This window comes from Paenibacillus sp. J22FR83, from assembly GCF_059691955.1.
In genome coordinates this window covers 66,637-89,765 of record NZ_JCAUAM010000021.1, presented here as the reverse complement: position 1 = coordinate 89,765, position 23,129 = coordinate 66,637, and the positions used below count along the sequence as shown (strand labels likewise).

Here is a 23,129-nt window from a genome sequence, read left to right as displayed (position 1 = left end):
ATATAGAGGGGGAATTTGAAATTTACTTCACTTCTTCCTCATGTTCCTCTTCGTTATCTTGATCCTCGTCTTCATCTTCCGAATCGTCCTCTTCTTCTAAACGGAAATCATCGGTCTTTTCCCCATCTTCCCATATTTCCACAAAGAGTGCGTCGCAATTGTCAAAATCAGCCGGCTTAAACGCAAGCGCTTTGTCCTCGTCGGGACCGACATAAACATTCTCAAGTGTTTCCCCATCAAAAGAGAGGATGACATAGATTTTCATAGGCAAGGTATGCCTCCTAATAAGTGATAAGCAATATTATAACATACCAAGTGAATTGTTCGCATGAGAAGCGATTGATCTTTCATATACATCTATATAGCCTGTATTCCCGGATTGATTAGCGTTTCGCACTGCCCCGTTAGCAACGGATGTGAAGGAGGAATTCCAAGAATGGCGTTACTAGTCATATGTGTCCTAGGGTGTCTGTCTGGCTTCATGATCTTCAGAAGACAAGTGATACCCCGCAACACCGATCAAGCGCTGAATGAAGTTAAGTTATCCATTATAATTCCGGCTAGGAATGAAGCGGATAATCTTCCTCACCTTCTGCATGCCCTGAAAATTCAAACCTTGGAACCCTACGAAGTCATTGTAGTGGATGATTTTTCGGATGATCAGACGAAGGAAATAGCTGAAAATTACGGTGTTACCGTGGTCTCCAATCCTAAGCTGCCTGACGGGTGGACGGGCAAAAATTGGGCCGTTTGGAACGGCTATTCCAAAGCAACTGGTGATCTGATTGCCTTCCTGGATGCGGATATTCGATTTGCACCGCGAGCCTTAGAATGTTTGGTAAAAGCGCGGAATAAACTCGGTGGCGTATTGTCAATTGTGCCCTACCATTACACGGAGAATCTAAGAGAGAGACTAGCGCTCATCTTTAATGTGCTCGGTGTATTTGCGTTTACGTCTCCTTTTGAGAAGAAAAATAATCAGAAAGGCCTCTACGGCTCTTGTATTGTAACGACTAGGGAAGATTACGAATCGATTAAAGGCCATGAAGGCATCAAATCGGAAATGCTGGACGATCTAAATCTCGGCGCGACCTATGCAAGGGCAGGTATACCGGTAAATAATTTTATCGGCTATGGGCTGGTTTCTTTTCGCATGTATCCGCAGGGTCTCAAAAGTCAGATCCAAGGCTTCGGCAAAGGCGCTGTCCTAGGTACGTCTAAACTCAAAGCAGGTACCCTTACGCTTACTGCAATATGGGCGATTGGGCTGGTACTCTCAGCAGCATTCCCCTTTTTCCTAACAACATCCTGGGGTATTCCGCTACTAATCGGTTACCTTTTGTACATGGCACAGCTCTTTTATTTTGTAAAATACGTTGGTATTTTCGGCATTGTTACACCCGTTATACACGCAGTGTCGACGTTGTTTTTCATTATTGTCATGCTGTACTCGATGTATCAGGTCGTATTTCTAGGGCATGTGGCCTGGAAAGGGCGGCACGTCAAAGTAGGAAGCAGGCGAGAGCAATGATTATCGTTTGGACGATAGGTGCTTTTGTATCGGGTGCGCTCATGTTTAGTTACTGGTTAGGTCGGTTAGCTCGGAAAAATCTAAAAACCGTGGGGGACGGCAATCCAGGTGCCCTCAATTTATGGAAAGCGGCGGGATATCGGCTGGGCCTTGCAGGTGTTTTGCTCGATTTCATCAAAGGATACCTCATCATTCTATTGGCGGTAAAAGTTGGCGGAGTGTCGGGATATGGCCTCATCCCAATTGCGTTAGCGCCGATTTTCGGGCATGCGTTTTCGCCATTTTTACGTGGAAAAGGGGGCAAAGCCATCGCTGTTACGTTCGGTGTTTGGAGTGGCTTGACACAATTTGAAGTGTCACTTGCGTTGGCAGTTATTTTGGCAGTGATGCTAGGTGGGATAAAGGTGATTCATAAATGGAAGCCGGTTTCATCGGAAGTGGACGGTCAACAGGTGGTGATCGGAATGCTTCTTTTGGGAGTTTATCTGTATGTGAGGGATACGGCGGCAGTGTTATTGTGGATTTGGGTAGGGAATACGCTGCTCATTATGTTCAAACATCAGAAAGAATTGGCTGCCTGGTTGCGCAAAAAGAAGAGGGAACAAGAGGGAACTCTGCCTTGAAAAGTACGTGATAAGAAGATCCATACATAGGTACCTCCTCCATGGGAAAAACTAGTACAAAAAACGAGGGAGTGTCTTACCTCATGGAGGATCAACTTGCACGGAAAGAAGAACGCTTAAACGCAGTTAGCCACGGCATTGGCGTGTGTTTAAGCGTTTATGGGCTTATTCTGCTCTTGCAGCGGTCAGTGCTATTTGAAGATTGGCTGTATACGGCGAGCAACGTGGTGTTCGGAGTATCCTTTTGCCTACTCTATGTGTCCTCGACGCTGTTGCATGTGGTACGCTCACCTAAGTGGGGGAAACGCTTCGAGATGCTGGATCACGCAGCAATTTTCATTGCTATGGCGGGTTCGTATACACCGTTTCTGCTCATCACATGGCATAGTCGGGTTGCAATTGAGCTGCTCATTGTTATATGGGCATTAGCTTTCGGCGGAGTAAGGTATGTTCATGTCATTATTGGGCGTTTTATGCCTTGGGGGCTGCTGATGTACTTGGGCATGGGAGCCTTCATGATGCTATTTATTATGCCACTTTATGTGCGGTTACCGCATACTGCTTTTGTTTGGCTAGAGGTTGGGTTGATGAGCTACATCGGAGGAGTTCCTTTTTTTCTCTGGCGCAAATTGCGCTATCATCACACGATCTGGCACCTATTTGTTCTGGCGGGAAGTACCTGCCACTTTATAGCTGTCTATTGTTATGTGATGCCTGCGATTTTATAAATGAGGAATAATGCGTTTAAAATAGCCCGTGAGGAGGATAATAATACCTTAATTTTGTGCTAGTACGGATTAAGATTGTTTATTTAATGTTCGAATCATCATTCATATAATAAAAGCATGAGTCACACATTCCTTCCATGCCAAGGAGGCAGAGACAATGCAAAGCAACACACCTTTATTATTGACTGATGAGCAAATGAGATTGTTTATTACGAATGGTTGTCTAATTCTTAAAACAGATTTTTCACGTGAATTTCATGAAAGTTTAGTCGAGCAATTGAATACGGTGTATACCGAAGAAGGCAATCCAGGCAACAATCTTTTACCTCGCATTCGTGAGCTGCGCAAAGTGTTTGACCATCCGGTGGTGACTGGCGCATTGACCAGTGTGCTTGGGCCTAATTACATGATGCATGCGCATCGCCATGGGCATTATAATGCCTCGAGTGTAGCTGGCGGCTGGCATAAAGATAGCTATTGGGGTTATAAAAGGATGCGCAATCATCACCCGCAATGGGCAATGATTATGTATTTCCCACAGGATACGCCTGTGGAGTTAGGGCCGACTGGCATATTGCCAGGTACGCAAAATTATGAATCACGTACTTTTGAAGGGAATGAGCCAGAGGGAGAAGTGTTGGCGAGCGGGGATGCCGGGACGTTTGCACTGATTCATTATGATATTTGGCACCGTTCCACTCCGAATGTATTAGGGCAAGCTCGTTACATGTTGAAGTTTGAATTTATGCGGACTGAACTGCCACAATCGCCAAGCTGGAATAATCAAGAGATCGGGTGGCGCAAACCAGAGGGGCTGCAACTGCCAATGGGTGAGCACGATCTGATGTGGGAAGAAACGTGGAATTGGTTGTCAGGACAAGTTGGCAGCATTGCAAATACGCTTACTTCTGATCCGCAACGGATCAAGGAGTTGGCAGCGGGACTAAGTAGTTTGGAACCTGATGCCATTAATGCGGCTTATGAGCTCGCAGCTAGTGGACCCAGTGGTGTGGAAGCATTGCTTCATGCCCTTCATAGCGAGCAAACCAATGTGTCGCGACTTGCAGCTTACGGCTTAGCTGTAGCGGGGAATGGCGCGGAAAGCGGATTGATTGCAACGCTGGCAACAGAGGATAACGAAGCTGCAAATGCAGAGGAAATCATCGCGCATGCCGTGTTCGCACTCGGTGAAATGAGAGGACACACTAGCAAAGCAGTACCAGCGCTAGTTAACTTGATGGGGCATCCTTCGGAGGAAATCCGCTGTGCTGTTGTAGATGCCCTGGGTCTTATGGAAACTGGCCACGATCAAGTGGTGGCATGTCTTGGGAATGCGCTGCAGGATGAAAGCGCTCAGGTGCGGTTCATGTCCAGCTTGGCGCTGTCCCGTCTAGGGGCCCATGCAGAAGCAGCGATTCCACAATTGGAAATCGCGCTCGATGACGAGAACCGCTACGTGCGTGCACATGCGGCGGAATCCTTACGCTATGTAGGTACCGAACGAGCGAAGGACACACTCATTAAGTTCCTGCTTAACGCGCGTTGGTGCCCAACGACGACTGCGAAGAATGCGTTTTATCCTTAAGGTTTTATCCGGAAGCAGCTCCCATCGACGGGGGCTGCTTCTTTCGTTTGGCGATTGGTATCTGGTGGCTTCATCGCTGACTGTGTAGTCCCCCATTTGTAACCAATAGATGGAAAACATACAGTTAATTTGCTCCAAAACAGCGGTTGAAATGAAATAAATGGAAAACATACAGCTATTCTTGACAGTTTCAGCCGAAAAGGGCAAATAACCCGAAAATAGATGGAGGTTTTCCATCTATTTCGCTATTTAGCTTGTTTTATAAGAAAATAACTACCTATTTTACAGTTAATGTTGGCGCGGTGGAGGAACGGGAGTGGGTGCAGGAGCAGGAGTAGGAGCAGTTACTTGCGACCGCCTCGATAACTCAGCGCGGCCGCAAATCACGAAATGCCGTGGGTTTGAATCCCGTTTGTTCCTTGAACATTCGGGAGAAATACGATAATTCCATGCCGAATGAATCGGCAATTTGGGAGACATTCAGCTCCGTTGTCAGGAGCAGATCTTTGGCTTTCTCCGAGCGCAAGTGGTTCATATATTGAATCGGGGAGTATCCCGTGAATTGTTTGAACGCATTGATGAAATAATTCGGATGATAATGGGCGAGCTGGGCCAGCGTTTCGATCGAAACCTGGTCTGCCATATGCTGTTCCATGTAGCGCAGCACAACATTCATTTTCTCATGGGTAGGGGTGGTAGCTAAATTCAGTTTCACGGCAGCGCTGGCATCTATGAAATCTGCGATGAGTTCATGGAGGATGCCTGTTACGCGAAATTCAGCTGATAAGGCATCACTCCAACGATGTGCAATTAAGTTTTCGAACGTTTGACCAAGGGCTAATGTGTCTTTGACCACAATCGATGGGCTGGTATGCAGAATCTGAAAGAGATCCAGATCACCGATTTTCGCAGTGAAATGGCACCAATACTTGCCGAAGGTATTCTCACTAATCGTGCCATAAGCTTGGTCACTACCCGCAGGTAATAAATAGAGCTCACCAGGACGCGGATAGTAAGTGTTATCACCTATTTTAACAAAACCTTCGCCCTCCGTTATAAAATAAAGCCGATTAACAGGGCAAGCAGGGATCTCATCGTTCCAGCTTCTCGGTACTTTGGTATAAGCCGCCAAGTCGACATCGATTCTTGCTTTGGCCATATATTTCTTCCAGAAAGTTCGCTGACTCGGATTCATATCTGATTTCATAAGTTAGATTCCTTTTACGAATAGTCGACAAATGCCTTCAGTAAACTGCTGCTTCGTATAGCCTAATGCATCTTTATGATACAAATATTGCTCCGGAAACACGGAAATGAGTAGTGTATTGACCGTCAAGGTGATATCTAGGTCTTTGATCTCGTTACTTTGAATGGCATGTTGAATGAGTGGAGCTAGAATATTGCGAAGTCTGATAAAGAACGGCTTTTTGTGAATGCTGTAGTGCCGTTTCTCCCCATGCATAGAAGAGATAATGGAGAGAAGCGCGACATTCTCGTCGACGAAATCAATGACATCATGGATACAAGCAGATAGTTGATCCAGTCCTGATTCAATTGGATTTATGTTGGTGTATTTGTCCTCAAGCATATCAATAAAACGAGTTGTGGTGGATTTGATTAAATCGCTGCACACATCCCCAATATGGGTATAGCGGCGGTATAGGGTTCCTTGACCAACGCCGGATTCCTTAGCAATTTGATGCATCGTAACCGATTCTATATCGTTCGTTTCCAATAGCATGCGAGCAGCAGAAAGGATGCGACGACGATACTCCGTATCCCGTTCTCCGCGGCGACTGTTCGGGGTAACGGCATCATTGACGACATCTTTTGCGAGTGCACAGATTTCTAGGTGATGTTCATCTGGATGTTTCATATTTTGCTTCCTCCTGGTAAAGAGATCGTCCATAAAAAAAATATTTGACTTTGCGGACAATTGTCCGTAATATGGGGTAGCGGACAATTGTCCTCTAAATATTGTAACACGTAAAGACAGAAATTGTCTAAGGAGGAGTTAGGAATGAGTCAAAGTGCTGTGTCCGGTGGAACGGAGCCGGAATTTAAGATTACGAGCATTCTGGTGCCGTTAATCGCAATTATTACAGGCATATTCATGGTTATCCTCGACACGACAGCAATGAACGTTGCATTGTCGAAGTTAGTGGTTGACTTTAAAACAGATCTACCTACGATTCAATGGGCGGTAACAGGCTATATGCTTGCATCTGCTGCCGTAATTCCATTAGCGGGTTGGTTATCTGACCGTTTTGGAGCTAAAAATGTTTTCCTTACATCTGTACTTCTATTTACCATTGCATCCCTTTTATGCGCAACGCCAAATTCGGCTGAGATGTTGATCTTCTTCCGCATTCTGCAAGGTTTAGGCGGGGGCTTCGTGATGCCAGTCGCTATGGCTTATGTATACAGACTGAGTCCGCCGAACAAAATCGGGCAAGTCATGGGTATGCTTGGTGTACCTATTTTATTAGCGCCAGCAATTGGGCCGATTCTTTCAGGTTGGTTAGTGGAATACCACTCCTGGCACTGGATTTTCCTAATTAATTTGCCTGTCGGTATTTTTAGTTTTATTTTTGGATTGTGGAAATTGCCTGTTGTAGCACGTAAAAAAGTGGCTGGTTTCGACCTACCAGGAATGATCTTGGGGCCGATTGCTTTCGCATCGCTATCTTATGGTATTTCACAAGGTGCTTCAGGGTGGACATCCGATAAAGCTCTTGGTGGTATCATCGTGGGTGCCCTAGCTTTGATTGCTTTCGTTATCGTTGAACTCAAAACTAAAATTCCATTACTTGAACTGCGCGTCTTCAAATCATTTGATTTTTCCTTTAGTATTTTCATTCAATGGGTAATTCAATTCTGTATGTTTGGGGCGATTTTCCTTCTCCCACAATTCCTGCAGCAAGCCCGTGGTTACGGTGCTTTTGATACGGGGTTAACCCTGTTCCCACAAGCGATTGCGTCTGCACTTATGATGCCAATTGGCGGTTATTTATTTGATAGAATCGGCATTCGCTGGTTAGTTGTTATCGGTCTTACTTTGGTTTCCGGGGCAATTTTCCAGTATTCTCATTTGGATATGAACACGCAAAGAACGGATCTTATTCTACCACTAGCTATGGCTGGGGCAGGTATGGGACTCATGATGATGCCGATTAACTCCCATTTGATCAAAAAAGCTCCGCAAGATCTTGTCAGCCGCGTAACTTCGTTGACAAGTGCGATGCAGCAAGTAATTAGCTCCTTTGGTGTTGCGATCGTCGTGACTATTCTGACTTCACGTGTGACAACATTGATCACCGAGCAGAAGCTTCCTGTAAGTTCACCTGCGGATATGCAGAAATCGATGCTATCCGTTGCTCCTGATGCATTCGGATACACATTCACATGTATGATGATTATCGCGCTGTGTGGCGTCGTTCTTGGACTCTTCCTACGCCGCGGCAAGACAGAAGCTCATGCCGAAGGAAGAGCGGACGTTGCATTAGAAGGTTTGCACTAATAATCAGAAGGCAGCCCTCAAGGTAAACTTGGGGCTGCCTTTTCTTATGTTTAAGGAAGTTTCACTGATGCGCGGTAGAGCTTGCTATTCCACGTGACTGTACTTTTGAGCGACTCAGCAACGAGGCGAAGCGGGACATACATCCGGCTGTCGCTCATGATTTGCAAGGGGACAGGTACAGCAACGGACTTGCCGTTCACGGTAGCGACAGAACTTCCGTCTTGCAATTTCAAAGTAACGCCAGCATTCGTAATTGTGGCTGTACGTGTTGGTGCGTCCCAAGTAAACTTGGCGTTCATGGCGGTGATGAAGGGACGTATCGGGACGACAGTCGTTTCTTTATCAATAAAGCCTGTAAAGTCCGAGATATATTGTCCGTTAATCTCAATTTGTACTTTCGGCTTATCCAGCTTGCGGACGAGGAGTACATTGCTAAGCTTGCGTCCAGGATACGTCATCATCGTACCGTTGGCATAAAGACCGGAGCTTGCGCCGCCATCCATATTCATCGCTTCTGTGAGCCCAAGAGCAATCGAAATCGCAGCAAGCTCAGACAATGTGGCACTAGGTATGGTGCCCATGACAAGACGATTGGCGCTGTCGACTCCAACGAAGCTTCTAGCCGCGGAAGACTGTGTGACTTTGGGATCTGTAAAGCCGTCTCTACTCACATTGATATCGGAGGAACCATTGGTTACGAGCTTTGGTCCTACACCGATCGCAGATAGCCAGGTTTTGGCGTCGAGGTTGCTTCCGCCTTCACCTTTTGCCAAGATATCCTTCGTGATTCTGTCACCTACGTCGAGTTTGGTTAGTACGTTCTGCTTATTGTTGGCGCTATTGCCGACGAATAACACATAACCATCATCCGGAACCGCTACGGAATCCTGCGTAATCCGTGTGACAAGTCCATCGATGATCACGACTTTAGTACCATTGGGGAAACCGATCCAACGCCCAAAATCCGGCGTATACCAGACAATCTGGTCGGTGCTCGTGTCTCCGTAATATTTGTTAATCCCCCATGGATTAATCGTGTAGGTACCGCCGCCTTCGCTGGTGCGAATGGCCATATCGAGATTGACGAACTGGATGTCAGGCACCTTATCTTTGTTCAGAAAAAGCGTCTGATTTTCCCCAGAATGCATCGGTTCACCAGACTCCAGCAACGTACCGTTGGGGTAGCGGATATACGGATCGGACTCGTAAGCGTTGAAAAAAGTCCCATTGATCGCCGCGACGCCATTCTCGCGATCCACAATGGCTTGCATGGCGTCATCGTGACCGATACCACCATCCGCTAAAGCGGGAACGAGTTCAAGTGTTGGATCGGTGAGGTCAACTGTGACCGTTTTGACAGTGAAGTTTTTGCCAGCAGCATAGACAAGTTTCGTTGATGCGTTAACGGATGGAGAGTAGGCTGCGGATGCTGGTGATGCTACGCCTGTGAGAAGTGCTGCGGTTAGGAGTAGGGCAGTTGCAGGAAGTATCAGCTTTGGATAAAGCATTAAGTAATGTCTCCTTTATCAATAAATAATGTCGAAATATGATGAAATATATATGGTTAGTATACCATTCGAAGGAGAAGGTGTGTTTAAGACGTAGGTAGATTGAAATATGACCCGAAAGGTAGGACCTAAACTTGTTAGTGGGTGCTTTCCGAATGTGTGTGAGCGAATGCGTATGTGGTGGGGGAGCGTTATTTGAGTAGCTTGGTTAGAGTGTGGAGCGAGGATGCCGCGTTAAATGCAGAGAAGGTGAGGGATTAGCAGATTAGCGGTATGGCATATACTTATTTGATTCCGTGCCGCTGCAATGTAAATAAGGCCCAATTCGGGCCTTATTACAGCTACATCCGCTGCTAATTACCAAGATTTCCGCAGCGTAAACAAATCTTGCAGTTCATCATTCGACAGCTCGGTAATCCAGCCTTCGGAGGAGGAAATGACGTTGTCGCTGAGGCTCATTTTGCTCTCTAGCATCTCGTCGATCCGCTCTTCCAGTGTGCCGAGCGAGATGAATTTGTGGACCTGCACGTTCCGTGTTTGGCCCATGCGATAGGCGCGGTCGGTCGCTTGGTTCTCGACCGCGGGATTCCACCAGCGGTCGAAGTGGAACACATGATTCGCCGCGGTCAAGTTCAACCCAACGCCGCCGGCTTTAAGCGACAGCACGAAAATACTCGGTCCCTCGCCGTCAGCGGCTTGGAACCGTTCAATCATGCGGTCGCGCTCCTGCTTCGGCGTGCTCCCGTTGAGGTAGAACACCGGCTCTCCGCGCTGCGCGGAGAGCACGCTCGCGAGCATGCGGCCCATGCCCACGTACTGCGTGAAGATCAAGCACGAATCGCCCTCGTCGCGGAGCTCATCGACCATCGCAACCAAGCGCTCTAGCTTCGCGGAGCGCAGAACCAACTCAGCGCGGCTTTCCTCGCTCTGAGCCATGTCCTCCGCCTGCTCAGCTTCCTTCGTGAGCAGCATCGGATGATCGCACAGCTGCTTCAGCTGTGTCAAAGCGCCAAGGATCGCGCCCTTGCGCTCCATACCCTCGAGCTTCTTCATGCGCTCCATCAGATCCTTGACGGTCTGCTCGTACATTGCACCTTGCTCGGCCGTCAAGTTGATGTAAACCTTCATTTCCAACTTATCCGGTAAATCGAGCTGGATAGCAGGATCTTTCTTTTTGCGGCGCAGCATAAAAGGTTTCACCAACTGCTGCAGCTGCGCAGTCCGCTCCGAATCTTGATGCTTCTCGATCGGATTCGCGAAGCGAACTTGAAACCCACGCTGGTTCCCGAGATAACCTGGATTCAGGAAGTCGTAGATGGACCACAGCTCTGATAATCGATTCTCAATTGGCGTACCTGTGAGTGCGATGCGATGAACCGCGTTCAAGGAGCGGATGGCGGCGGATTGCTTGTTTTGCGCATTCTTAATATTCTGAGCTTCATCCAAACAGAGGGAACTCCATGTGTAAGGCTGAAGCGTTTCTTGATCCATGAGTGCCGTCGTGTAAGAAGTAAGGACAATGTCAACGCCTTGCAGGGCATCATCGAGTGCTCCTCCGCTCAAACGACCTTTGCCGTAGTGCAGCATAACCGTAAGTTCCGGCGCAAAACGAGCAAGTTCTTTCTGCCAGTTACCGAGTACAGAAGTAGGGCAAACCAGTAGTGCAGGCTGCTCAGAAACCGGTTTGTGATGCAGTAAATACGTGATGAATTGGACGGTTTTACCAAGGCCCATATCATCTGCTAAGCAAGCACCAAGGCCGAACTTTCGCAGATAAGTCAACCAAGTGAACCCTTGGTGCTGATATCCGCGTAACTCGGCGCGAAGCCCTTGCGGCACGGGAATCATCTCTAGATCGGAAGGTTGTCCTAGCTGCCGTACTAAATTAAGCAAATGGCTGTTCAGTTCAACTTCTAACTGCAAGCGAGCTTCTTCTTCGTAATCCAACTCCTCCTGAGATTCTCCATCCCAGGAAGAAGATTTCACCTTATCCCGTTCTAACTCACTCAGCAAATGCAATTGGAAAATATCTTGCAGCGACAAGCCCTCAGCTGGATCGATACTATCCATCAACCTGCGGATTTGATCCAGAAATGCTGGATCCAGATAGATCCATTGCCCTCGGAATCGAACTAATCGTTCGTTCCGTGTAAGCAGGCTGTTGAATTCTGCTTCGCTCAATTCGGAATCGCCAATGGCAACCCGCCAATCGAAATTGACGAGTGAACTCATGCCGAACAAAGACTCGCTCTTGCCGCCTCCGCCAGCGCCGCTGCCTGCTTCAGCAGCGACTTTGGCGCTGAGGCGAGGCTTGCGCTTCGCTGCGGCTTCCCACCAAGCTGGCAGCATGACGTTCCAGCCATCCTCCAGCAAGATGCGGCTGTCCTTGGTCAGGAACGTCCAAGCGGAGTCATCGCTCATCGGATGAGCGAGCAGTTCCCCGTCATCAGCCATACGGGGCAGTGCTTCTAATAGGCGCGTTACCCAGCCTGGCGCTCGCTCCACCACATGAGGCGTCCATTCGGACGCCCATTGACCTGATGCTGTTCCATCCACATGTAGTCGGATCGGGGTGAGCAGGGTGCTGTCTTGCTTGTCTTGCAGGACGAGTCTCAATCGCCAGTCTTCTTCAAGTTCATCAGGCTCAAGTAATTGCAGAGCAGGGCGGAAAGGCGCTAAGTCAGGTCGCCAGCCCATAGCAGAGAGCCATTCATTTTCTGTAAAAGCAGCTGGGGAATCGTCCGTGGTAGTCATTTTCCGATTCGCAGTAAATAAAGCCGGATAATCTCGACGTAAACCAGCCAAGGCCGATTCATTCGAATAATGAGCTTCTACCACTGCAGCTGAAAAAGCAGCTCGCAATCCGGCTTCGCCAAGGTCATCCACACTCCCCAACGTGTGCCAATCGAAATTTGCTAGTTCATCCGCATTGCGATCCCAAGTCCATACTAATTGACCATTACGAAAGTCCTCATAACTAGGTACATAGAGTCCTTTCTTAGCAGCATCATGGAGAAGTGGAGCGACACGCAACATCATACTCGCAGCATCTGTGCCCATCTCCCAACTGACAATCTCCATGAAATTCGGCTCCGCAAAGAAGCCTAGTACTTGCTCCGCTGGGAGAATTGTCACAACGAGCTCTCCAGCTTGCTGAGTTTCTAATAAAGTGCCATAGAGCGAAGGCTCATGCCACGTGAATAAGAGCTTACGAAAGTGGTCACCCGAGACATCTCGGCCATCTTTGAATCCCCAGAGCAGAGCATCGCCACTATCCGATAGGGACATGCATAACGACATTTCGTGCAGTTTGGTGCTCATTCTAGCAGCTTCCCTTTCTTCAATTCTTCTTGCAATGCGCGCAGTCTGCTAAACCGACTGACGAATCGTGTGAAGAACGCTTCCCATCGTTCGGGTTGCTTCATTTTTTTGTAGACCTTTTCCAATCTTTTCAATAGCCGTACAGCGGCTTTATAGTCATGACGGTTTTTGAGGCGAATATAGTGCTCTACCGCTTGATGATAGTAAGGTAGGAGTAGTTCGGGCGACTCCTTCTCAATAGGCTGAAGTACATTAACTCGATGTGTAAAAGGGTCATAACCCTGTGCAATTTGCATCTCAATCCACCGTTTCCATTGTCGCTTCTCATAATAGAGATCTTCGATAATGCGATATGTAGTGGGCAAAAGTTCTTCTAACGACTGCCACATGTCAGCCTCTGCTTCAGGCAGTTCAGCGATAACTAACTTCCAATAGGAGACATAGACGTCAATTTCGAGGTGTCTTTTGCCGCGATAAAATGAACACATTCTTCGCAACCACAGAATCATCTCTTGCCAATCCTGCGTCTGTTTCAATTCATCCAGGAAAGGCCTGAACAGGAGTGTCGGGGCTTCCTTGAATGCAACGTGAGAGGCTAACGTTTCCCAGGAAAGAGCTTTCCTTCCATGCATAAGATATAGATACGCTCGTCCTGCACATAGGGAAAAAGAAAGTTCAGCCGCTTCCATTTCCTCGAAAGCAACGATTTCCGAAGCCAACTTGCTATCTTCTAGCACTGGATGAGAGGTTAAGAATGCTGTGAACACACTGAAATGGTGCAGTTTCTTAGGTGATTCTAGCGACATTTGCATCCGAAAATAGGCTGTTGTTTGTTGGAGTCGCTCCATATCAGTGAGTCCATTTAGGAGACTAATCGCTGGTTGGATCCACTCCATCAATTCATCGACCAAATGATAGACGGTCGACGCAGTAAAAAAGGTAACACCAGCTTGCGCATTCTGCTCTACGATTTTACGTAGAATGAATAGCTGCTGATGAAACTCAAAATAAAACTGATCCGTTTCTGAGAACGGAATGGGGGTACGCTTGAGATTTGCGAATTGCCCCCTCAGTAACTCAACAAAATTCCACTGATCATAGTTAGGTTTAAGATGATACGTGTAATGCTCCATGAACTTGTGCCAGCCTTCTATCGTCATCCCTGGTAGTTGCTCTAAGGTTGATACGTTAGCAGATTGCGCAGCAACGCGTTTCAATGCCATCTTGGCATTCATAATTTGCGAGGCTGGATAGCCCTGGCGATCTGCCAGCTCCATGAAGGCTGCTGCTATATGTTTGCACGATGTCTTAACAGGGCAGGTGCAGGAACTAGCTTTCAATTGATTCAAGTCAATCGCTACTTGGCACTTTTCCCCGAACTCTTCCACGACAGCATGAACCTTCCTAATCTCTGTAGCAATATTCATGGAGAGTACCATTTGCTGCTTATAGAAATGAAAGCCTCGACTTAGCGTAACTTCGCTATACGTTTCTGCCACATACTCGAGTAATTTCGACCAGTGGTCATCATTCATAACGGGTGTAGAAGACATAAGTAAACTCCTTTAGAATCTTACGATAAGATATCATGCCTATATTATAAAATATTTACAGCGACTTGTCTCATTGGAGGCTTATTTAACGCATAGGCACAATCACGAGGACTGCACAAAAAGTGTAAGATATCGCTCATTACTATAACTTTACATAATTTTCGCCTTATATATGTGATGCTATACTTTACAAGTATCAGCAGAATCGTTGAAAGGAGGGAGAACGACGATGGTTAATCGAATACAAATGTTCGATTCTAAGGATTGGATAAGCTGGTCTCCACATGAAGCACTTGCTCCAGAGTTTATAAGGGACGTATGGGGTGAAGAGCCAGTATTAGTTATGCATGCCAACGGTACTTTGGAGAAATACGGAAAATGGATATGTAAACTTACCGGGATAACTGGCAGAAAGACATATGAAATCAGCGTCCAATATCGGGGAACTGAGATAGAGTTAAATGGGCTTAACTGCTATGTTTTGCTCACCTGGTCTAATTCAGAAGGGGTATTACTGACAAGGGACTATTTGGATCAAGCAAGTAGGCTTGATGATCAGTGGGTGAATTTGCATAGAACAATGATTGCGCCGGAAGGGGCAGTGGCTGTTGAGGTGGAACTTGCTTTCCGTTGGTCTAAGCGTGGTACGATTGTTTGGAGAAAGCCGTCTTTTATTGAGAAACCGTCTGAAGGTTCTAGAAAGATAAGGGCAGCAACTACGCTAATCAACAAGTTTTCCGGCAATAGGAATGACAATTTAGCTGCGATGGGGACCATTCTTGAGCAAGCTGGAGCAGAATGTGCAGATGTCGTATGTCTGAGCGAATGCGTATATGAGCAAGGTTGTGAAGGTAGGGGCTACGGACTCTTTGGTGAGTCGATACCGGGCACATTTACGAATTTTCTTGCGGATTACGCTAGAAAATTCGACTACTACATCATTACTAGTTTTTTCGAAATGGATGGGGATGTCCTTTATAATACAGCGCTCTTGATAGATCGAGCAGGCCATGTAGCAGGAAAATACAGAAAAACGCATGTGCCTCTGGATGAAGCTGAGATGGGGGTTACGCCTGGACGCGAGTATCCGGTATTTGATACCGACCTGGGTCGAATCGGCATCATGATTTGCTGGGATTGTTACTTTCCTGAAGTAGCAAGAATACTAACACTGAAGGGTGCGGAAATACTATTCGTACCTACGCAGGGAAATGCCTTAATTCAGTCTCTTGCACGAGCGATTGATTGTGGGGTTCACGTCGTGGTCGCTGGAATGTGGGGAGAAAATCCAAGCAGAATCATCAATCCCCAAGGCCAAATTATTGCGGAAATTTCGGAACAAACACAAGGCATAGTGATTAGCGAAATCGACCTTGCTGAGTCTTATTACCAGCCATGGCTGTCTGTAGGAAATGCAAGCGGCGAAGCTCGCATCTTGTTTAAGCAGGAGCGGCGCCCGAATACATACAATTATTTAATAGATTAAATGGCAAAGTAGAATATATCGCTCATCATTATAAGATTGCATGATTTCAACGTAATGAAAGCGCTGTTATAGTGGGGCTATGGCTTTGATGACCACATAAGAATTTATAAGTTTCCGGTACTCGGAAGAACAAATTCTTATTGGCGATAAAAACTACATTTAAAACGCGGTCGCTCATCCTAGAAGGACTTCGATAGAAGTTTTTCTCACTACTAAATATGTAAACGGGGTTGTTACATGCAAAAAACGTCAGGCTTTTTAATGGAAGTAAAGAAAAACAAAATGTTGTTTCTTATGTTAGCCCCTGCGGTCATCTATTTTTTCATTTTCAGTTATCTTCCGATGGGAGGGATCATTGTTGCCTTTAAATACTTTGAGTTTGATAAAGGAATCTTGTTTAGCCCATGGGTCGGGTTCAAAAATTTCACTTTTTTCTTTCAATCCGGGCAGGCTTGGCTTCTTACCAAAAACACGATTCTTTACAATCTAGCCTTTATTGTAGTCGGTGTAGTGTTCCAGGTGGGAGTAGCTATCCTTTTCTCCGAAGTGAAGGGAAAACTTTTCAAGAAAATCACGCAATCAACGATGCTTTTACCTTATTTTATTTCTTGGGTTGTGGTTGGATCCTTTGTCTATGGCATATTCAACTACGAGTTCGGTAGTTTAAATACGCTGCTGAAAGCATGGGGGATTGAATCGGTCGATGTGTACGGCAGGCCCTATTTATGGATCTTCATCATTGTAGGATTTTATTTGTGGAAAATTATCGGGTACGGCAGCATCGTGTACCTAGCGGCCATTATGGGGATTAATCCTGATTTGTATGAATCGGCTGAATTGGACGGAGCCAACATTTTTCAGAAAATTACTTATATCACTTTACCTCTCTTGAGAGTCACGATTATCATCATGGTTCTATTGCAAGTCGGTGGTATTCTGAGAGGGAATTTGGATATGTTTTATCAGCTAGTTGGTAATAACGGATTGCTATTTAATACGACGGACGTGATTGATACGTTTGTGTTTCGTGCACTGAATCAGCAGGGGTTGGATTTGGGATTGCCTGCGGCTGCAGGATTGTACCAATCTGCTGTTGGATTCATTATCATAATGACATTGAATTACCTCATTAAGAAAGTGAATCCAGAGTATGCCTTATTTTAGGAGTGGTTTCATGAGAGGGAACAAAATTATAAAAAAAGATGATCTCTTTTTCAACATCATCGGCTATGTACTCATTGGAATTATATCATTATTATGTCTCATTCCGTTCCTTCTTACGGTGTCGGGATCGATTACGAAAGATTCTTCGCTTTTTGAGCATGGATATAGGCTCCTCCCGAAAGAGTTCTCATTGGAAGCGTATAAGTTAATCTGGAAAACGCCGGAGGTCATCGTAGGTGCCTATGGTGTTACGATTTGTTTAGTTATTGCAGGTACCGTTCTAGGACTCTTTCTAACGTCCATGACGTCGTATGTGCTTCACCGCAAAGATTTTAAATACCGCAATAAATTCTCCTTCTTTTTCTTTTTCACGACCCTGTTTAGTGGGGGCTTAGTCCCGTGGTATCTCATCATGATTAGTTTAGGGATGAAAAACAACTATTTGGCGCTGCTTCTTCCGCATCTGTTAGCGGTGTTTCACATCATTATTATGAGAACTTTTTTTACAACAATCCCTGATAGCATAGGTGAATCTGCCAAAATAGACGGTGCCGGAGATTTCACCATTTTCTCTAGACTTTATCTTCCGTTGTCTCTTCCCGCTTTGTCTACAATTGGCTTATTTATTGCCCTTACGTATTGGAACGATTGGTATCAAGCGATGTTGTTTATTACGAAACCGCACATGATGCCGTTACAGTATCACCTCTATAAAGTATTTAACTCCATGCAGGCTGCACAGATTGTTGCGCAAAAAACGGGTATCCCTGTTGTTGAAATGCCCTCAGAAACGTTCAAGATGGCCATGACGGTAGTCGTAACGGGGCCAATTATATTGGTATATCCGTTTATCCAGAAGTACTTCGTTAAAGGAATGACGGTAGGCGCAGTGAAAGGATAACGCTGGAATCTTCCAGTTATCAATACAATATAGGGGGAAATGACATGCACAGAAAGTGGTCAAGGATGGTTAATGTGCTAGTATCTATTCTGGCAGTATCGATGATTGCAATCGGATGTTCCAAGGATACGGGGAGCCAAACAGAAAGTTCAACGAGCCCTACTCCAGAAGCTAAAAGCACGGCTGCAACTGCTCCAGGGGTCGATATTTCCAAAAAAGTTGAACTCAGTATGTACTTACCATCGGATGGTACACCTGATGCCAAGCTCATCCACGAGGAATTGAACAAGTTAACCCTTAAGGACATCAATGCAACGGTCAAAATCAATTTTCTATCCAACGATGCGTATAACTTGATGTTATCTTCCGGTGAGAAATTTGATCTGATTTTCGCAGCCAATTATATGAATTTTGCTGATAACGCCCGTAGAGGCGCTTTCAAGGAAATCACTCCTGCCATGTTGAGCACCTATGCTCCTATCTCAGCCAAAGAAGCGAAAGATAAGGTTGCGGGCGGTTACGTGGGTGGCAAAATGTATGCGTTGCCTACGCTTGCAGCAAGTTTTAATTACAGTACGTATGTCGTTAGAGGCGATCTGATGAAGAAGTATAACGTACCGGATATCAAGTCGTTGGATGATTTCGGCGTCTATCTCGATGCGGTGGCTAAAAATGAAAAAAACATGATCCCTTTTAATATGGGGAAAAATGATGCTTGGATGCTATGCTCTCTTTACTTCGGAAATAATGATTTGATGGCGCCTGGAGCTCCGAACTGTACGAGCCCTATTGCTATCAATAAAAACGATGCCTCCTTAAAGCTCCAGTATACCTTCGATTTACCGGAAACTACGCAATTTTTGAAGAAAATGAAGCAATGGAAAGATAACGGTTACTGGTCGAAGAATGCACTTTCTAACACGGTCGGGCTCAATGATTCTTTCAAGAACGGCAAGAATGCAGCGTTAATCTCAAGTATTCCGGGTGCTAATAATATTTACAATGAAGTAAGCAAAAACCATCCAGAATGGGATGTAAAGGTCTATCCAGCCTTTACTAAAGGCTCCATTGATCGATACTCCTATATGGCAGGAGGTATGGCAATTGGCGCGAAATCCGAAAATGCAGAAAGAGCGCTCATGCTGCTGGATTTGCTGCGATACAATGAATCCTACAATATGCTAACACAATACGGATTGAAGGGTACTCATTATACAGTCGATGACAAAGGAGTTATTAAGTTTCCTATCGATAATAAATATCCGCCGAATGCGGCTGGCACATGGGGCTGGACGAATGAAGCCTATACCAAAGTGTTTGATGGATCATTTCCCAACTATGCCGCTCTAACTGATGATGCCAAAAAACGCTATAAAGCGAACCCTCTGGTCGATTTTGCCCTGAACACCAAGGAGATCAATGATGTAAGCACCAATCTGAGCAATTTGTTTGCACAGTATGCCGGACCGCTTTATATGGGTTTCATTGATGATGTGGATGACGGGATTAAAGTTTACAAAGAGAACTTGAAGAAGGCCGGCGTTGAGAAATACATGGAAGTCGCGCAAACGCAAATCAATGAATATTTGAAAAATAAATAATTCCTATTAATACCTCTAAAGGCTTTGGCAGTTGACGCTATGCAAGAGCCTTTAGAGGTAATATATGGTATGCTTTTCCAATCAGGTCCAAGGAGCGTACACGTATATGATAAAACTTATTATTGTAGATGATGAGAAGTCGACAAGAGAAGGATTAGCCCAGTTTATTCCATGGAACAGCCTTGGCGTTAGTGTTGTTGAATGTGCGGGATCAGGTGATGAAGCATTGAAGCTGGCTGAACAGATACGACCTGACATCATTCTGTCAGATATCAAGATGCCTGGTATGAATGGCATTGAATTCGCTGTCTTAGTAAAGGCTATTCTCCCGGATTGTAAATTCATTTTCTTAAGCGGGTATGCGGATAAAGAATACCTGAAATCGGCTATTCAATTGCGTGCAATCAATTATCTGGAGAAGCCTGTCAATAGAGAAGAAGTGAAACGCGCAGTTAGTCTGGCTGTTCATGCCGTCATGGACGAACAAGTTAAAAATGCGGAAAGTAACGCAATTCTAAAGGAAAAACTAGCTTTGGACATGGCTGGTATGCAAACACCGTTCCCTGACATTTTGCAACGATTACAACAAATTAATAAAGATATCTCATCTCATGGGAATGTTATAACCGCAATAATAAAAATAGACATCCTATCAGACCCAACCGTAGATATGGAGCATAATCATAAAGAATTTATACATAAAGCTATAGATTTGGTATTTAATAATCCCGTGATGTACCATCTAGCAGGGTTTAAAGACAACCAGCATCTTGTTATTCACTTTTACGGAAAAGGAATTAGCCATCGAGATTTTCCCTCAACGACTATTAGTTCTCTGAAAAAAACGATAGAGGAATTGGCAAGCGTGAAAGTCGATATATTTATGGGTATTGGAATAAAAGTGGATGGGTTGAAGCAGGTTAGAGAATCGTATCGAACCGCTGCGCTAGCCTTGCAGAAACAATTTTTTATCGGGGCAAATCAGATGGTTATTTACGAGAATCGGGTTGATAACGGTCAAACATATCGATTGGATGCTGTTGTTATTAAGCAATTTATAGATTGCTTGAATGAGTGCGATAAAGATAAGACGCTTCGATTCATTATCCAGATGCATGACGAAATAAGAAGGCATACCGAATTGCCCATTAAGCAAGTTAAAGACATTTTCTGCAGCATGCTCCTTGAATTAAATGCATTTGCAACAGGATACAATATCGATCCCTTTGAAAAACAGGAACACGTGTATTTTTGGGATATCTTCACGAGTATGTCCAGCTTGACAGAAATTCAAAACTATATGCTGGACCGAATTTCGGTTGTTTTCGACAATATCCATTCCAAGAATAGCATCGGACAAAATGTATTTATGATCATGCAGGTTATCCAGGAGCATTACCATGATGATCACTTAACGATTAACATGCTGGCGAAGCATTTGTTTCTGACACCGACCTATCTGTGCATGATTTTCAAGAAAAAAACAGGGAAAACAATTAACCAATACATAACCGAAGTCAGAATCGAAAAGGCTAAGGAGTTTTTGAAAGAAGAAAGAGTGAAGCTGTTGGAAATATCAAGAAAGGTAGGCTATCAAAGCCCCAACCATTTCACCAAAATATTCAAAAAAATGACCGGAATGAATCCTTCCGATTATAGAGAAAGGCATTACTTATGATAGGGAAATCGATTCGTGTTCTTTGGCAATATATCCAGGATCTCAAAATCAAACACAAACTCGTTTTGATTTTCTTCTTCCTCATGATCGTGCCGCTTTTCGGCTTTACTTATTTAGCCTACAAACAAGCAGCGCAAGTGATCGAGGAAAACACGGTGTATTCGGCCAAGCAGTCTTTCGAACAAGCAGCGTCTTCACTTGCATCCAAAGTCAACAGCGCTTCTACGATTTCGGATTATATTATTCTTGATGAAGAGGCAACAAGGGTGTTCGGTAGAAATGAATCATCTTATGAAATCCCGATGCAATTGAAAGATAGTTCTTATCTGTTAAGACTATTTCAATATTTACTGCGTAACGAGGATATCCACCTCATTCGTTTGTTCGTACCGGATGAATTAATATATTCAGGGGATGGACAACTCATCTATAGCATGGAATCCATTCGTGATGCCCCCTGGTATGAACAATTATTAAATAGTAACGGTAAAGTTTTATTATCTCCAACCACGACCCACTACACGGAAAAGACTGGCAATGTGACAGAGGATAAAGTGTTATCCGTACTGCGTCTTGTCAAAAATCCAAATGATTATTCCAAAAACATGGGTGTACTTAGCATCGATATCTTACTAAGTGATGTATTGAATATTATCAATAAAGCAGCCAACATTACGGAAACAGGCATGATTTATATTGAAAATAGCAGCGGGAAGATCATCCAGTCGACTGCTTCACTTGAACAGATCAATCTTTGGAGAGTTCCGAACTTAGCGACGGAGCAAGAGGATATATGGCAGAAAACAACTGTTAAGGGTAAGGGAGCGATCGTCGGTTATAAAACGATTGAAGGTACGGATTGGCGAATCGTCAGTATTATCCCAATAACGGATATTCTGTCTGCCAGTTCCCGTCAAAGAAACGTGCTAATCCTGATTATGATTGTCATGGCAGCAGTAGCCTATGTGCTCGCTTATATAAGCTCCGTGTCCAGCACGAAACGGATTTACCGATTGATTTCTAAAATGCGGAAGGTTCAAAATGGCGAATTGTCCGTCATCACGCAGAAGTTCGGCAGAGATGAGATCGGGGAGCTGGCGGAATCTTATAATTTTATGATCAAAAAGATTGAAAAATTAATTGATGAACAATTCAAAACCGGACAAGAGATGAAGAACGCGGAGTTGAAATGGGCCCAAGCAGAGCTTAAGGCTTTGCAATCTCAAATCAATCCACACTTTTTGTATAATACGCTGGATTCCATAAATTGGATGGCCATTAAACATAATTGCTCCGATATTGAATCTTTGATCTCATCCTTATCGAACTTCTACAAGCTCAGCTTAAGAAAAGGTCAGGATATTGTTAAGATCGATGATGAAATCCAACATGTTCAAACCTACGTTGAAATTCAGAATTATCGATTTGATAATAGCATTAAACTTGTACTGAATATCCATGACATCCTGTCGTATCAAATACCTAAAATAACACTACAGCCTCTGGTCGAAAATAGCATTATGCATGGCATTCAGATGAAGCCAGATAGAAGCGGGACCATCACGATAAGCGGAAAGCTAGAAGCCGGATTAATACTTCTGTGCATTGAAGATAATGGTGTAGGTATGATGGAGGATGCTCTGATGAGCATGTTCCAGCAGCAATCCAAAGATGATTGGCGCGGATTTGGCGTTCATAACATTAATGAAAGATTAAAGCTTTATTTCGGCGCAGAGTACGGTTTGAGCTACACGAGTGTTTCAGGAATCGGCACCAAAGTGGAGATTAGAATTCCGCCGGTGATGGGATAGGGAAGAGAAAGTTTCATAGATGTAAACATGATTCCCACATGGGTATTGGATGGACTACCTTCATTAAAAAAATCCAAGTCAATCGTGGTTTATTTGCTGTTCGTTGATTTCTATACTTT

The 23,129-nt window shown here is 44.9% G+C and carries 17 protein-coding genes; 11 read left to right on the top strand and 6 right to left on the bottom strand.

The genetic code is table 11. The features are described from left to right. Positions 1–22: 22 nt before the first annotated feature. Complete coding sequence (locus AC58PV_RS29575; protein WP_497436399.1) at positions 23–265, bottom strand: hypothetical protein; 243 nt, start codon at positions 263–265, stop codon at positions 23–25. Positions 266–436: 171 nt separating this feature from the next. Here AC58PV_RS29575 and AC58PV_RS29570 point away from each other — a divergent pair, with 171 nt between their 5' ends. The 4 genes from AC58PV_RS29570 (at position 437) to AC58PV_RS29555 (ending at position 4,467) form a co-directional block, all read left to right on the top strand. Next, complete coding sequence (locus AC58PV_RS29570) at positions 437–1,531, top strand: glycosyltransferase (protein ID WP_497436398.1); 1,095 nt, start codon at positions 437–439, stop codon at positions 1,529–1,531. Beyond that, positions 1,528–2,154: a glycerol-3-phosphate acyltransferase gene (locus tag AC58PV_RS29565; RefSeq protein WP_497436397.1), complete on the top strand. Its 627-nt coding sequence runs from the start codon at positions 1,528–1,530 to the stop codon at positions 2,152–2,154. The genes AC58PV_RS29570 and AC58PV_RS29565 overlap by 4 nt, the downstream gene beginning before the upstream one ends. Positions 2,155–2,237: 83 nt before the next feature. Next, positions 2,238–2,882, top strand: coding sequence for a PAQR family membrane homeostasis protein TrhA (trhA, locus tag AC58PV_RS29560; RefSeq protein WP_497436395.1), 645 nt, complete (start codon positions 2,238–2,240; stop codon positions 2,880–2,882). Between the two features lie 157 nt (positions 2,883–3,039). Then, on the top strand, positions 3,040–4,467 hold the full coding sequence (locus AC58PV_RS29555) for a HEAT repeat domain-containing protein (RefSeq protein WP_497436394.1): 1,428 nt from the start codon (positions 3,040–3,042) through the stop codon (positions 4,465–4,467). A 367-nt stretch (positions 4,468–4,834) separates the two neighbouring features. Here the strand turns inward: AC58PV_RS29555 and AC58PV_RS29550 are convergent, their stop codons facing one another. Together AC58PV_RS29550 and AC58PV_RS29545 are read right to left on the bottom strand one after the other, a co-directional pair. Continuing rightward, positions 4,835–5,674 carry a helix-turn-helix domain-containing protein gene (locus AC58PV_RS29550; protein ID WP_497436393.1) on the bottom strand — a complete coding sequence of 280 codons (840 nt, stop codon included), beginning with the start codon at positions 5,672–5,674 and terminating at the stop codon, positions 4,835–4,837. A 3-nt stretch (positions 5,675–5,677) separates the two neighbouring features. Beyond that, positions 5,678–6,343, bottom strand: a complete 666-nt coding sequence (locus AC58PV_RS29545; RefSeq protein ID WP_497436392.1) for a TetR/AcrR family transcriptional regulator — start codon at positions 6,341–6,343, stop codon at positions 5,678–5,680. Between the two features lie 144 nt (positions 6,344–6,487). On the opposite strand from AC58PV_RS29545, the gene AC58PV_RS29540 reads away from it, so the two are divergent. Next, positions 6,488–7,987: an MDR family MFS transporter gene (locus tag AC58PV_RS29540; protein ID WP_497436390.1), complete on the top strand. Its 1,500-nt coding sequence runs from the start codon at positions 6,488–6,490 to the stop codon at positions 7,985–7,987. Positions 7,988–8,037: 50 nt separating this feature from the next. Here AC58PV_RS29540 and AC58PV_RS29535 read toward each other — a convergent pair whose 3' ends face one another. From AC58PV_RS29535 to AC58PV_RS29525, 3 genes are all read right to left on the bottom strand, one after another. Further along, complete coding sequence (locus AC58PV_RS29535; RefSeq protein ID WP_497436389.1) at positions 8,038–9,495, bottom strand: stalk domain-containing protein; 1,458 nt, start codon at positions 9,493–9,495, stop codon at positions 8,038–8,040. 357 nt (positions 9,496–9,852) lie between these two features. Then, positions 9,853–12,816 (bottom strand): DEAD/DEAH box helicase, encoded by a 2,964-nt coding sequence (locus tag AC58PV_RS29530; RefSeq protein ID WP_497436388.1) that lies wholly within the window; start codon positions 12,814–12,816, stop codon positions 9,853–9,855. After that, complete coding sequence (locus AC58PV_RS29525; protein WP_497436387.1) at positions 12,813–14,369, bottom strand: hypothetical protein; 1,557 nt, start codon at positions 14,367–14,369, stop codon at positions 12,813–12,815. Before AC58PV_RS29525 ends, AC58PV_RS29530 begins: the two co-directional genes overlap by 4 nt. A gap of 229 nt (positions 14,370–14,598) precedes the next feature. Here AC58PV_RS29525 and AC58PV_RS29520 point away from each other — a divergent pair, with 229 nt between their 5' ends. From AC58PV_RS29520 to AC58PV_RS29495, 6 genes are all read left to right on the top strand, one after another. Further along, the gene (locus tag AC58PV_RS29520) at positions 14,599–15,855 is read left to right on the top strand and encodes a carbon-nitrogen hydrolase family protein (protein ID WP_497436385.1); all 1,257 of its coding nucleotides are present in this window, start codon (positions 14,599–14,601) and stop codon (positions 15,853–15,855) included. 237 nt (positions 15,856–16,092) lie between these two features. Further along, positions 16,093–17,019 (top strand): ABC transporter permease, encoded by a 927-nt coding sequence (locus AC58PV_RS29515; RefSeq protein ID WP_497436384.1) that lies wholly within the window; start codon positions 16,093–16,095, stop codon positions 17,017–17,019. Positions 17,020–17,029: 10 nt separating this feature from the next. Then, a complete protein-coding gene (locus AC58PV_RS29510; RefSeq protein WP_497436383.1) occupies positions 17,030–17,920 on the top strand; it encodes a carbohydrate ABC transporter permease in 891 nt (296 codons plus the stop codon). Between the two features lie 44 nt (positions 17,921–17,964). After that, positions 17,965–19,521 carry a DUF3502 domain-containing protein gene (locus AC58PV_RS29505; RefSeq protein ID WP_497436381.1) on the top strand — a complete coding sequence of 519 codons (1,557 nt, stop codon included), beginning with the start codon at positions 17,965–17,967 and terminating at the stop codon, positions 19,519–19,521. 106 nt (positions 19,522–19,627) lie between these two features. Continuing rightward, complete coding sequence (locus tag AC58PV_RS29500) at positions 19,628–21,199, top strand: response regulator (protein WP_497436380.1); 1,572 nt, start codon at positions 19,628–19,630, stop codon at positions 21,197–21,199. Continuing rightward, entirely contained in the window at positions 21,196–23,010 is a 1,815-nt protein-coding gene (locus tag AC58PV_RS29495) for a cache domain-containing sensor histidine kinase (RefSeq protein ID WP_497436379.1), read from the top strand. Before AC58PV_RS29500 ends, AC58PV_RS29495 begins: the two co-directional genes overlap by 4 nt. The last annotated feature ends 119 nt before the right edge of the window (positions 23,011–23,129 follow it).